The 13145-nt window shown below is 36.4% G+C and carries 16 protein-coding genes and 2 pseudogenes; all 18 read left to right on the top strand.

Annotated features, from left to right (window positions below; translation table 11 throughout):
- The first annotated feature begins 100 nt into the window (after positions 1–100).
- The 18 genes and pseudogenes from MFLO_RS02320 (at position 101) to MFLO_RS02240 (ending at position 13139) form a co-directional block, all read left to right on the top strand.
- The gene (locus MFLO_RS02320) at positions 101–361 is read left to right on the top strand and encodes a hypothetical protein (RefSeq protein ID WP_036096098.1); all 261 of its coding nucleotides are present in this window, start codon (positions 101–103) and stop codon (positions 359–361) included.
- Positions 358–621 (top strand): hypothetical protein, encoded by a 264-nt coding sequence (locus tag MFLO_RS02315; RefSeq protein WP_051993435.1) that lies wholly within the window; start codon positions 358–360, stop codon positions 619–621. The genes MFLO_RS02320 and MFLO_RS02315 overlap by 4 nt, the downstream gene beginning before the upstream one ends.
- A 103-nt stretch (positions 622–724) precedes the next feature.
- On the top strand, positions 725–907 hold the full coding sequence (locus tag MFLO_RS02310; protein WP_036096096.1) for a hypothetical protein: 183 nt from the start codon (positions 725–727) through the stop codon (positions 905–907).
- Positions 908–1005: 98 nt separating this feature from the next.
- On the top strand, positions 1006–1422 hold the full coding sequence (locus MFLO_RS02305; protein ID WP_241433511.1) for an MBL fold metallo-hydrolase: 417 nt from the start codon (positions 1006–1008) through the stop codon (positions 1420–1422).
- A gap of 212 nt (positions 1423–1634) precedes the next feature.
- The gene (locus MFLO_RS02300) at positions 1635–1904 is read left to right on the top strand and encodes a hypothetical protein (RefSeq protein WP_036096094.1); all 270 of its coding nucleotides are present in this window, start codon (positions 1635–1637) and stop codon (positions 1902–1904) included.
- Positions 1852–2634, top strand: a complete 783-nt coding sequence (locus tag MFLO_RS02295; protein ID WP_036096092.1) for a DUF1351 domain-containing protein — start codon at positions 1852–1854, stop codon at positions 2632–2634. The genes MFLO_RS02300 and MFLO_RS02295 overlap by 53 nt, the downstream gene beginning before the upstream one ends.
- A gap of 2 nt (positions 2635–2636) precedes the next feature.
- Positions 2637–3269 (top strand): hypothetical protein, encoded by a 633-nt coding sequence (locus MFLO_RS02290; protein ID WP_036096090.1) that lies wholly within the window; start codon positions 2637–2639, stop codon positions 3267–3269.
- A gap of 57 nt (positions 3270–3326) precedes the next feature.
- Positions 3327–4076, top strand: coding sequence for a hypothetical protein (locus tag MFLO_RS16180; protein ID WP_241433510.1), 750 nt, complete (start codon positions 3327–3329; stop codon positions 4074–4076).
- Between the two features lie 79 nt (positions 4077–4155).
- Positions 4156–4860 (top strand): hypothetical protein, encoded by a 705-nt coding sequence (locus tag MFLO_RS16175; RefSeq protein WP_241433509.1) that lies wholly within the window; start codon positions 4156–4158, stop codon positions 4858–4860.
- A gap of 161 nt (positions 4861–5021) precedes the next feature.
- A complete protein-coding gene (locus MFLO_RS02280; RefSeq protein ID WP_241433508.1) occupies positions 5022–6794 on the top strand; it encodes a DNA primase family protein in 1773 nt (590 codons plus the stop codon).
- A 652-nt stretch (positions 6795–7446) separates the two neighbouring features.
- Positions 7447–7656 (top strand): annotated as a pseudogene (locus MFLO_RS02275) (DUF3310 domain-containing protein); the annotation flags it as partial.
- Positions 7657–7809: 153 nt separating this feature from the next.
- Positions 7810–8235: a DUF722 domain-containing protein gene (locus MFLO_RS02270; RefSeq protein WP_036096088.1), complete on the top strand. Its 426-nt coding sequence runs from the start codon at positions 7810–7812 to the stop codon at positions 8233–8235.
- 226 nt (positions 8236–8461) lie between these two features.
- Positions 8462–8755, top strand: coding sequence for a hypothetical protein (locus MFLO_RS02265; RefSeq protein WP_149022952.1), 294 nt, complete (start codon positions 8462–8464; stop codon positions 8753–8755).
- Positions 8756–8780: 25 nt separating this feature from the next.
- Complete coding sequence (locus tag MFLO_RS02260; protein ID WP_036096084.1) at positions 8781–9095, top strand: HNH endonuclease; 315 nt, start codon at positions 8781–8783, stop codon at positions 9093–9095.
- A 106-nt stretch (positions 9096–9201) separates the two neighbouring features.
- The gene (locus MFLO_RS02255) at positions 9202–9513 is read left to right on the top strand and encodes a P27 family phage terminase small subunit (protein WP_036096083.1); all 312 of its coding nucleotides are present in this window, start codon (positions 9202–9204) and stop codon (positions 9511–9513) included.
- Positions 9510–11194: pseudogene (locus MFLO_RS02250) on the top strand (terminase TerL endonuclease subunit). Before MFLO_RS02255 ends, MFLO_RS02250 begins: the two are co-directional and overlap by 4 nt.
- A 17-nt stretch (positions 11195–11211) precedes the next feature.
- Positions 11212–12339 (top strand): phage portal protein, encoded by a 1128-nt coding sequence (locus MFLO_RS02245; RefSeq protein ID WP_036096081.1) that lies wholly within the window; start codon positions 11212–11214, stop codon positions 12337–12339.
- On the top strand, positions 12336–13139 hold the full coding sequence (locus MFLO_RS02240; protein WP_036096079.1) for a head maturation protease, ClpP-related: 804 nt from the start codon (positions 12336–12338) through the stop codon (positions 13137–13139). Before MFLO_RS02245 ends, MFLO_RS02240 begins: the two co-directional genes overlap by 4 nt.
- Positions 13140–13145: the final 6 nt, after the last annotated feature.

Genomic DNA, 13145 nt, shown 5'->3' with positions numbered 1-13145 from the left:
AGAGACGCGAATCAATTAATTTGTGGAGTGAGTTAAACGAACTAGAAGTTATCGGAAACAAATGGCAAAATCCGGAGCTGTTGGAAGGAGTGAAGTAGGAATGAAAGAATTCGATACGTTGGAAGAAATTTCTAAAACTTTACAGTCAGGTCTAGATCAATTTGAGAATGTAGCAGGTGAAAATATAAAAAAAGCTAATCTAGTCATTATCCAGCAATACAACGACGATCAAATGATCGCTATCACGGTTAAAGACGACGACGAAGGTGTTCGAGGAATAACTGTAGATGTCGTTTCAGCAGGCGTTATCTTGCCCAAAAAAGATGGTGTTCTAGATATTTATAAGGAGGTACAAGAATGAAATACCAAGTACATTGGGTCGATAACCACGCCAAGTCACATAATATACATGGGACATATGCGACATTTGAAGAAGCCAAACAATCAATTTTCAATTGGTGGAACTTAAACAACTTTGAGCCTTATTATGTGCGACTGTGGACAAAAAACGGTGTGACCACTTTTGATTATGGTTCGCATTATATGTTTTATGAAATTTATGAGATTGAGGATAAAACTTTCAAGAAGCAGTTAGAGCTTGTCCTTAAAGGAGAGGATTAAATGAACGGTTGGGAAACACTTTTTTATATTGCATTATTGACTTCTTCAACTTTGATTACTTTAAGTATTTTGCGGTCAGATAAGGATAGGAGGAAGTAGTTAGATGGAACACAAGTTAGAGATTATTAAAAATGAAACCCAGCGGATAGGCTTTGACCTACAAGCGGCCAGGGTAGGATCAATTAATGAACTCAGGATGTTAACGATGAGAGTTAACCAGTTTTCCGATTATTTATGGTCAGAATTGAATAGATTGGAGTTGATGAAGAATGATCAACAAAATTAAAAAAGGGAGCATAGTCGAAGTCCAAGATAGTGGAATAATCCAAATCGGAGACATGCAAGACTCATTTTGGATTCCAAGATCGCAGGTGAAGCTCATCCATGATTAATTATGAAATTGTTTCATCGGGCAGTAAAGGAAATTGTGTCATCATAGAAGATGTCATGATCGATTGTGGTGTACCTTTTCAAAAAATCAAAGCTCGATTGTATGAAATACGTTATTTATTGTTAACGCACATTCATAGCGATCATATTAAACCATCAACATTAAAACGTATAAAAGAATTATTCCCAAAAATCAAAATTATAGCCAATTATGAAGTTGCTCAAACGTACGGTGTGGATATTATTAGCAATAACGGTTACCCCATTGAGTTGCAAAATTATGAATTTCTACCGTTTGAATGTGTTCACAATGTTATAACACAAGGGTTTGCATGGAGGAAGAACAATAAGGATATCATCTATGCTACTGATACAAGCTCATTAAAACATGCGCCAAAAAAGGCAATATGATTATTTTTTTATTGAAAGCAATCATGATGATAAAAAACTTGAAGCAATCAGAAAACAAGCGAATCGTGGCTATGACCCATTTATTAGCGGAAAGCGACATCTAAGCACCAAAGATTGTAAAACATTTTATTATACGCACAGACGTTCGAAAGACAGTCGACTCATTGAGTTGCATAAAAGTGAACGATTTTATTGAAAGGAAGTGATGATAAATGATTACAACAAAAGAGCTGCTACTCTTGAATGAAACATGTAGCAAGGTTCAGTTTTCGAGATTCGCATGCGATCTACAAGAGGCTATTGAGTTCACCTCAATCATTGGACTGCCATCTTTTGTAGAATTTAAAAATGAAGAAAATGGTACCGTAGCAAAATGGTTAGAATCACAAAAAGGCAATGTATCTGCCATTGGATTTTTGAAGGATGGTGATGAGATTGACAGAGAGCTTGCCGAAAATTCAAATTCAGAATCCGATTGTTAAAAGAGGGAGCATTCAGTTCAATGGGTTTGATGAAATCAAAAATAGTGCTATGATTCTAGCCTCTCATATCGACAATGTCAAAGTCACCGAAGAAAACGTTAAAGATTCGAAACGATTACTAGCAGCAGTCAACAATGAGGTTAAAAAACTCGAAAGTCAGCGGATTCAAATTAAAAATGAAATGTTGATTCCTTATCAAACGTTTGAATCACAGGTCAAGGAGATTGTAAATATCGTTAAAAGCGCAGACGAGAAGGTTCGTATGCAGGTTAGAGAACTTGAAGAAGCTGAGCGAGATGAAAAGAAAATTTCTGTTAAAGCGATCTTTGATAAGCGGATTCAAATGTATGACTTCAAAAATTTGTTCACTTTTGACGACTTTCTAAAGCCTAAATATTTGAACAAAACTATGTCATTGACGAAAGTCGAAGCGGCGATGGTCAAATGGTTAACTCAAGTGGAAGAAGACCTTTCTGCAATCGAGCTAATGGATCATTCAGATGAAGTTTTGGCAGAATATCAAGCTACACAAAACTTAGCTATCAGCGTCAAAGCGGTACAAAACAGGCACGCACTTTTGGAAAGTAATAAAAAAGTGACTTTTAATGAGCAAACGAAGATTCTTCAAGCTACGAAGTACATTTATACACTCAACAACCCTAAAGATGCACGCATGTTAGAAATGTTTATGGAAACAAACAATATTAAATTTGAAAAGGTGGAGAAGTAAATATGGCAAACGGTGAAAAATTAGAGCAATTGGAATTGGTAGAAGTGATTTTGAAGGACGGTAAAGCAACGCTTCAATTTGTTGATATGGAACGTGGAGAGTTGCGAGAAGTTATTTTCAATAAAAACGTTTATGACGCAGATAAAGGGGAGTTTGTTCCAAGTGACGAAAAGGCGCAGAAAGTCGAAGAGTGGTGTCAAGAATACTTCGGAGTGACCTTTGATAATCTACCTTCTGCGGTTGGTGTTGAAAAGGATGTTTACACTTATGATAAATTCAACAGCTTGTGGGAGTCTGAGCAAATTGCGAAATTTGATAAAGATATGGTCGGTCAGATCATTTCAAGTACGGTGACCGGGGTCGATGATGACGGCATCGGAATTCACATCAAATTCGAATATGATGGACAAACGTACCAAAGTAACATGAACTATTCAGATTATATGGAAACGTTAAAGCAATGGTTCAAAAATCCTCAAAAACAAACAAAACAGTACGAAAAATTCGAAGAGAAGTTCGGGATCCCTGTTGAAGATAAAGAAGAGCTTGTTGGTAAAGAAATCATGATTGAAGTGAAAGCCGCTTTCGGTAAATTCATCTATCCAGAAATCAAACCGCTCGCTAAAAAGAAATAAGTGATGAAAACTTGAGGGTGGACAAAAGTCCGCCCTTGAATAAAAAGGGGTGAAGCATTGAAACCACTATTATTCTACGATATTGAAGTATTTAAAGAAGACTCTCTCGTTGTTTTCAAAGATGAAAATAAAAAAGTTGTGCAGATATTTCACAATGATTTCGAAGGTGTTTTGGAGCTTGTAAAATCCCATAAATTAGTCGGGTATAACAACTATTTTTATGATGACAAGATTTTAACAGGTATGATCAACGGATATACACCTTATCAAATTAAACAGTTAAATGACAAGTTGATCTCTCAACAAAAGGTAAATAATGTTCACCATGCTATCGACTCACTCGACTGTTTTCAACAGATAGATGTCTCCCGACCAGGTTTAAAAAAAATCGAGGGTAATATGGGGCGGATGATTTTAGAATCAAGTATAGATTTCACGATCGATCGGAAATTGACGGATGAAGAACTACAAGAAGTCATCGAATACTGTTGCTATGATGTTGACACAACAATTGACGTTTATAAAATTCGTGAATATAACTATTTCAATGTCAAAGAACGTCTAGTTAGAATGCTCCCTGAAAAGTTCCACGGAAAAGCGATGAAATGGAATACAACGACAATTAGTGCAAACATATTACTAGAAAAACCTTTACCGAAATGGTCAGATATCAGGTTAGGTGAGTATGATTCAAATGGTGACTATGAGATGTTAAAACTGGTTCCTCAAGAAGTGGTCGATATGTGGATGGATAAATCACGTAAAAAAAAAGAAAACAGTAATTCGGGAGTTCGGCTGTTCAATTGAATTTGGCTTTGGCGGATTGCACGGTGTAAACACATCCCGTAAAAAGTTTGAAAACGTCAAATTACTGGACGTAGCGAGTATGTACCCACATATTATTTTGAATTTAGATGTTCTGGGGTCTGCATCAAAGAAATACAGAGAGATATTAGAACAACGAATTCAAGTGAAACACACTGATGAAGCGTTATCCGACGCACTCAAACTGGTTCTAAATTCCGTTTACGGAAATCTAAACAATCAATACTCCCTTTTAAATAATCCAAATGCGGCGTTATCAGTTTGTATCTATGGTCAGATCGCTTTATATGAACTCTGTAAACGTCTAGCGCCTTTTGTGACACTTGTCAATATTAATACAGATGGTGTTGCATTTACGACGACCAATGATAATTATTTGGAGATTTGGAACCAATGGGAAAAGGATTTCAATTTAACTCTTGAAGAGAAAAATTTTGAAACATGGATTCAAAACAATGTCAATAACTATCTCGCTGTCCGAAATGGAAAAATTGAAACGAAGGGTGGAGACGTGAACCGCTTTCACGAGGACAAATACTTTAAAAACAACAGTATTCGTATCGCTGATATCTGTTTAGTGGAACATCTTGTAAATGGTCAACATGTATTAACTACGATTCAAGAGAATTTGGATAAACCACATCTCTTTCAATATATACTGCAAGCAGGCGGAACGTTTAAAGGGACATTTGATGAAAATGACGTTCAATACAACAAGATCAATCGAATTTTTGCCACTCGAAAAAAACGGCGTTACACTTTATAAAAAAAAGACAAGATGATGGGCTAGTTCGTTTTCCGGATACGCCAGAAAAAAATGCTGATCTGGAATGATGAATGTGAGAAACTGGAAAACTTTAGTCAAAAAATAGACATAAACTTCTATTACGAATTAGCAAAAGCAAGGATTGAGAGGTGGGAATAAGTGTGTATGTTGAATTTTTAAACGGTGAGAAACACGCGAAAAAAGACGCAGACGTTTCCGAGAGCCTCGAATATTTCGATGACGCAGGTTATTTGTTAACAGATAGTGACTTGATTATTGATATTGATTGTCTCAATCGCGATCAAATTAATGAATTAATCCGCTTCTTTAGAATTGAAACACAGATTGTATGGACTGAACGAGGTGCTCATTTTTACTTCAAAAAACCAGACGGTTTTAGAGCCGCTAAGAGCATCTGTGGGCTTGGTTTTGAAGTCGAGTACAAACATATCAAGAATACAAAAGACATCACTGTCAAGCGCAACGGAAAGGCTAGAGAGGTTATGAATCAAGGTATACGTGAAGAACTTCCGAACTTTTTTAAACCTCTTCGAAAAGCCAGTGAATTGTTAGGGTTGGACGAAGGTGACGGACGCAATCAGGCATTATTTAAACATCGAGGCTATATCACTAGTTTAAATAACTGGACTAAGATGCTTATTTTCATCAATCAAGCCATTTTCGCAACACCACTTCCGGAAGACGAAATGGAAACTTTGACTCGTGATATAGAGATCAAAGCAATTAAAGACGGTGAAGCGGCGATTGCCGATCTGATTATGAAAGAAAAGCGCATTGTCAAATATTCAGGGAGTCTATATTATTTTGACGGAAAAGAGTATATCAACGATGAAGATAAAATGACTAGGATGGTTTTTAGCTACTGTGAAGGCCAGAAGACGAATTATGTTCGCGAAGTCATCGAACAAATGAATCTGCGTTCTAAATTGATACCGGATGACTATACGTTCGATATTAAACTAAAAAACGGCATTTTAAGGGACGGAGAGTTTATTGAGGTAGATTATACAGATTTTACACCCTACAGTATCCCGATCAAATATGATCCAGATACAAAACCAGTTGAAGAAGTAGAACAATATCTCGACCATTTGACGAATTCAGATGAGGACTACAAAAAATTTGTGCTCGAAATGATGGGACATTGCTTGATTGTGGATAAAGAGGTCAAACGTATGATGGGTAAGTTCTTCATCTTAATTGGTTCGGGTGGGAACGGAAAAGGGACACTTCTTTCTATCATAAGGTCTATTTTAAATCAGAAAAACTGTTCAGGACTATCGATTAAGAACATGACTGACGAACGATATTTCAACGTTTTGCAGGGGAAATTAACGAATTTAGGTGATGATATCCAAGATGAGCCGATCAATAATGAGCAAATGAAAATCTTGAAAAACATCTCAACTTGCGACTTTGTGGAGATGCGAAAATTGTACAAGAATGCCAACTCCGTTGAGTTAACCCCTACGCTCATCTTTGCTTCAAATCACGTGCTCAAGAGTTTTGAAAAAGGTGAATCGTATAAACGTCGTGTGGTCTGGATGCCGATGTTTACAAAGGTCAAAAAAAAGGACAAACGATTTATCTCTAATATCACAACACCAAAAGCGCTACAATATTGGATTAAACTAGTTGTAGAGGCTTATTTTAGACTTTATAAGAATGAGAAGTTCACAGACGCTAAAATCGTTGAGGACTACAATAGACGATACCACGAGGAGAATGACACAACATTAGAATTTGTATTCGATCTCACCAAAGATGATATCATCGGCAAACGTGCACCAGAAGTTTTCGAAGAATACGAAAAATGGGCGGAAGAAAATGGACTAAACGTCTTAAGTGCCCGTGCTTTGAAATCTACCATACAAGATGTTCACCAATTGGAAATAAAACCAAAAAAAAATTAACGGAAAAACTGCTAAAATCTATCAAACTGTTGCGGCAGAATGACTTTCGAGATTTCGGTGGGTTACCGGTTACCAAACGGTTACCAGAATTTTTTCGATTTGGTAACCTCGATAAACGGCGAGGGTATCCCGTTTCTTATTCAAAAGTTACCGGTTACCATTATATCTCTTAAAAAAGTATATATATTTATATTGTTGAGAAGTAACTAGTAAAAAATATTTTTTTGGCGATTTTTTTGGTAACCGGTAACCGCCTTCTGCCCGTAGGGGTTTCACGGTTACCTTTTGAAAATCGATTTGGTAACCGTATGAGTTGAAAGAGTGGGAGGCGTTGTGGGAGAACGGATTTGGCTTGTTTTGGGTCGGAATTGAGTTTTGATGATTATTTTGTTGGGTTTATTTTGAAATGAAACTACGTATTGGTTAGTCAAAAATGTCCGACCAAAATTGGACTCTCCTGCCCTAATGCATATTGGGTTATCAAAAATTAAAAATGCGTTCTGATCTGTTATCCGAAAATGACTAATAGGTGTGGATCAAAAAAAAATGAGCTGCTACTCAAGGGAGTGTGGAGATGGAGAAAAGAGATACAGGAAATGAGAATTGGAGAAATGTTCGTAATCAACTTTCTAAAACTGGAATAGAAATAGGTAATGATACTGTCAATCATCCAGAACATTATAACACTGGGGGAATTGAAACATTGGATTATATTAAAGCGAAGGTATCTGATTATCCGTCGTACGCAATTGGTAATATTATTAAGTATATTTCCCGCTTTGAACATAAGAATGGTTTAGAAGATTTAAAAAAGGCTCAGTATTATTTGAACGATCTGATTGAATGGAGTGAAAAAAGATGAGTAGGGTTTTAAATTTAATTGCTTATTTAGTTCTAGGACTAGGCGCGTTGTCTACTACTGGTTTGTATTTTGTCGGATTGTTAGACTTCGAGTCTACTATTGTGTCTCTTCTATTATATGTGGTTATTGTGAATTTGCTGAGGGAGTGATTGAGTGAGCAAAGGATTACGAACAGCACAATATAAAAGTATTGAAGATGAGATCAGATTCTATCATTCAACGAAGAAAGAGCTGGAGCAGCTCAGAATAAACGTTGTGACTGGTTCATCGTTCCAAGAATTTCGAGATGATAATATCGGCGGCGGTTCTAGTGGTATGATAAGCAATCCGACTGAACAGCGGGCTTTATTGTTACAAATGGATAGACAGATCGAAAGAATGCAGAAAGTTATATTAGCGCTTGAATCTGTGTTCAATAAACTATCTGATGAAGAAAAGCAGTTAATCCAGTTTCGATATTGGGATAGGAGTAAACCTACTTGGGTGTGGATAGCTCGTAAGTTAAATATGGATGAGAGTACAGCAAGAAGAAAGAATCGGAGAATTGTACTTGAAATCGGTAAAAGATTGGGATATTAATTGCCCGTTTGTTGCCCGTTTTGAGGGGTAAAATGATGATATTATGATAGCATGAGGAATTTGGGTAGCAGGTAACTTCTCAATTATTATGGTTATAGGTTGTATGCTGTTACTCAAATTCTACGTATGATATGCACGTTCCTTAATAAAACCCCGCGCACCTCTCAACGATGTGGAACAGGCGGGGTCGTTTTATATTGATAACACAAGATAAAGGGTGAAATGTGTGAATCAAAAGAATCTGTTTGATGTGCTCAAAGAGCACAAAGAAAATAAGGATTTAGATGTAGTGCAAGAACGAATGTATAAGTTATGCACAGAATCTATGTTGACTAACTTTGAAGTGGCCGCTATATTATTTTCTGTTTTCCATAACATTCTTCATTCTGACAGTAATAAAAAATACTTAGAAAAGATTGGTATCGACGTTGAGAAGATAGATGTTGATACTGTATTTGAAGTACAAAAGATTCTAGCCAAAGAATATATTAGAGAGTTTAATAAAAACTTAGAAGAATAATCCGTCTATTGATTGGGTGAGATATATGTTGACAAAGCAAGAGCGCGTAACCTTCTATAAATCTAACGAATGGAAAGTTGTTCGAAAGCTTGCATTAACTCGGGATAATTATGAGTGTCAAGAGTGTAAACGAAATGGCAAGGTGCTTATAGATCAAGCACCTTCGTTAGTGACTAAGCGTAAACGGCTCGATGTTGATCACGTTAAAGACCTAGAACGTTACCCTGAACTAGGACTGGAGCTAAACAACCTCGAAACATTATGTATAAAATGCCATAACCAAAAACACAATCGATTTATAAAAAAGGAAAATAAATGGGCGACAGATGAAAAATGGTAGCACCCCGGGTCAAAACTTTGCGATTTAAAATTGGCTCTGGGAACGGTGTGGGGGTCTTCTGTCTGGAAAAATGATTAATTTTACATGCGAAAGGGAGGTGTGTCAGGTGGACGCTGATAAAATTAAAAAAGAGTTGCTCAAAAAAGTAGACAAAAAAAGCGATGTTGGTAAAGAAAAAGTGGATCGTTATATCAATCTGCTAAAAATCTTTTATATGCTTGATGAATCAATCGAGAAGAAAGGTGTAATGGTTGAGACAATCAACGCAACACAAGTCTTCCTAAAACCAAATCCGGCAATCGCTGAAAAGAATAAAATCAACACTTCGTTGATTGCGTTAGGGCGAGACCTAGAAGCTAGTCTTCCGCCCCCAAAGGAAGTTGTAAAACAGAGTTATGCGGCAAGTGATTTAACATGATAAAACAAAAATATGTAGATGCTTATATAAAAGAGTACGAAATGGGAAAAATAAAATTCAATGAAGAGCGGAAACAATTAATTCGCTATTTACAAGAGGACATCCTTTCTAGAGATGACCTCTTTTTTGATGATCAAATGATTGAAGACTGCATTCGTTTTGGTGAAAAGTGGTATTTTCCGTTACAATCATTTCAAAAATTCTTAATTGCTTTTATCTTCTTGTTCCACAAAAAAAAACAAAAAAGCTTTTTATAGAAAATTCTTATGGATGCTTGGGCGCGGTGGTGGTAAGAACGGTTTAATATCTGTTGTCACACATTTTTTAATAAGCGAGTTGCATGGTATCCCTGAATACAACATATCTATTGTCGCAAACTCTGAAGAACAAGCAAAGACAAGCTTTGAAGAAGTGTATAACGCGATAGATTTTAACGCTGAACCTTTGAAAAAAGCTTTTTTTAAATCAAAAAGCAAAAATTGAATCGAGAGTTACGAAATCAATTTTAAAATATCGAACATCAAATGGAAATACAAAGGATGGGCTTCGTGATGGGGCTGTTGTTTTTGATGAAATACATGAATATTTGAGTAATCAAGATGTGAAGGTTCATATAAGCGGGTTGGGTAAACGTAAAAATCCACGTGAATTTTATATTGGAACCGATGGATATATTCGTGAAGGTTTTTTGGACGGTATGAAGGAAAAAGCTAGGAAAGTGTTGGAAGGTGAAGCTAGACCTAATTCAATTTTTCCATTTATTTGTAAACTAGATAATGAAGAACAAGTTAATGAGCCAGGAAACTGGGAATTAGCTAACCCGATGTTTTCAAAACCGCATTCTGAGTATGCTGAAATATTGTTTGATACAGTTTTTGAAGAATTTGAAGACTTAATTGAAGACCCTTCGAACCGCGAAGAATTCATGACAAAGCGAATGAATCTGCCTGTTGAAAACTTAGAACGTAGCGTCGCAACCTGGGAAGAAATATTGGCTACAAATCGACCATTTCCCAATCTTTCAAAATCAAGTTGTATTGGGAGTTTAGACTTCGCAAGCATTCGAGACTTTGCAGCATGTGGTCTGTTATTCAGAAACAACGATGATTATGTGTTTAAAACACATTCATTTGTTCGAAAGCATTTTGCAGACATCTATTATAATTATTCGAAAAAAGATGACGTGTTGAAACAGCAGAAATTTGCTCCAATTCGAGAATGGGAAGAAAGCGGCTTATTGACTGTCGTTGATGAACCTTCAATCAATCCGACGCATGTTGTGAATTGGTTTGTTGAGATGCGGAAAAAATACGGTGTTCAAAAGATCGTCGCGGATAATTTTAAAATGGATATTTTGCGACCACTGCTTGAAAAAGAAGGGTTTGAAATCGAAATTATCAGAAATCCTCGAGCTATTCACAGTTTGCTTGCGCCTCGCATCGAAAGTGCGTTTGCAAATCATCATATCATTTTTGACAATAATCCGCTTATGCGCTGGTATACAAACAATGTTCTTGTTCATATTAAACATGACGGTAATAAGGAATATTTGAAGAAAGATGAAGTCAGGAGAAAGACTGATGGATTTCAAGCTTTCGTTCATGCTATGTATCGTGCAGATGAGATTGTGAATACAGATTATAGCGAGGCCTTGGATTTCTTAAATGCACTTGATTTTTAACAGAAGGAGGTGAAACAGTGGGATTTATTCTCGATCGATTGAAAAAAAATAAAGAGATCGAATGGATGTTTGATCTCGATATGTTACAAGATACCTCACAGCGCGCATATTTGAAACGCTTGGCTCTCGATACCTGTATTCAATTTCTAGGCCGATCAATTGCACAGTCAGATTTTCAAGTCAGGAATGGGAATAAAGTCATAAAAAAGGACTTATATTACAAATTAAATGTGCGGCCTAATAGTGACCAGTCCGCAACCAGCTTTTGGGAAAAGGTTATTTATAAGTTGATTTATGATGGAGAGTGTTTGATTATCCTATCAGACACCGATGATTTTTTAATCGCAGACGATTTTTATAGAAAAGAATACGCCCTACTTGATGATGTTTTTAGTGAGGTTGTCGTAAAAAACTATGAGTTTAAACGCAGTTTTAAAATGTCTGATGTTTTATATTTGGAATATGGAAACGCAAAATTGTCACAGTTTTTAGATGGCCTGTTTGACGATTATGGTGAGATGTTCGGTCGCATGATTAATGCTCAATTACGAAACTATCAGTTACGAGGTATAGTCCAAGTTGGAACTGGTCAAGTTTTTGACGATGCGAAGCAAGAAAAACTACAAAGCTTCATTAACAAGCTGTATGCTGTGTTTAACAAAAGTTCAGTTGCTATTGTTCCACAAATGCAAGGGCTAGAATATCAGGAACTCGGAGCCACAAGAGCGATGACCACACAGTCTATCGAGGAGCTGACGAACTTGAAAAAATCTGTTGTTAGCGATGTTGCTAAAATTTTAGGTATACCTCCAAGTTTGATTCACGGTGAGATGGCGGATTTGAGTAATAGTATGAAGGCATTTGATCGATACTGTAAACGGAATTTTGTTCATAAAATACAAGACGAAATGAACGCTAAGCTATTTACGCCACAAGAATTCATCGAGGGTCAAGAAATAAAGATTGTGAATCAAGGGTCTCCTCTTGAAAGTGCAGAAGCTGCTGACAAATTGATTGCGTCCGGAGCTTTCAATCGAAATGAAGTTCGTGAAATGTTTGGTTATGAACGATCTGATGATAGTGAACTTGATCGCTATATATTGACTAAGAACTATCAATCGGATGAAGGAGGTGATGAAATTTGAAGAAGCTAAACGTTAAAGGAGTTATTGTTTCTAATAGTCATAAATGGATTTATGATGAATTTGAAATGGAGAGTACTGCGCCAAAGGATATTTTGAATGAGCTTTCTGGCAATGAACCATTGGAGGTTACTATAAATTCTTATGGAGGTTTAGTCGATGCTGGAAATGAGATTTATACAGCATTGAGGTTGTATCCAGGAAAAGTGACTGTCAATGTTGTTATGGCAGGAAGTGCGGCGAGCATTATTGCAATGGCGGGTGATATTACACGAATTTCACCTGTAGGTCAAATCATGATTCATAATGTGTCAATGGGAGCCGGTGGAGATTACCATGATATGAATAAAGCCAGTGAAATTTTAGAAAAGGCTAACTTAGCACTTTCAAACGCTTATGTTCAAAAGACTAATCTTTCTCAAGATGAGATTTTACAGATGATGGATAGCGAGACTTGGCTTACAGCAGACGAAGCTAAAGAAAAAGGGTTTGTTGATGAAATCATGTTTGAACTTGGTGAACAGCCGATGCAGTTTGTAGCGAACGCTGGTAGCGGACTTTTATCACCTAAAATTATTAATAAGATGAGCGATCTCAAGCAAAACAAAAAGGTTAGTTTAGAGATTCCAGAAGGTGCTATTAAAGATGCTGTAAATCAAGCAATCGCTAAGCTTTGTGATGAAACTATTATCGAAGGTAAAACGTTGCAAGAGTGGATAAATGAATCGGAAGTATCTAGTGAAAAAGAAGAACCTAAAGGAGTAGAGAAAAATACTTTTGAGAGGTTCTTTTTTAATACTTAAAAATGG

The organism is Listeria floridensis FSL S10-1187 (assembly GCF_000525875.1).
In the GTDB taxonomy this organism is placed as follows: Bacteria; Bacillota; Bacilli; order Lactobacillales; family Listeriaceae; genus Listeria; species Listeria floridensis.
The sequence above is the reverse complement of the archived record's forward strand: the minus strand, read 5'-3'. Positions and strand labels throughout refer to the sequence as shown.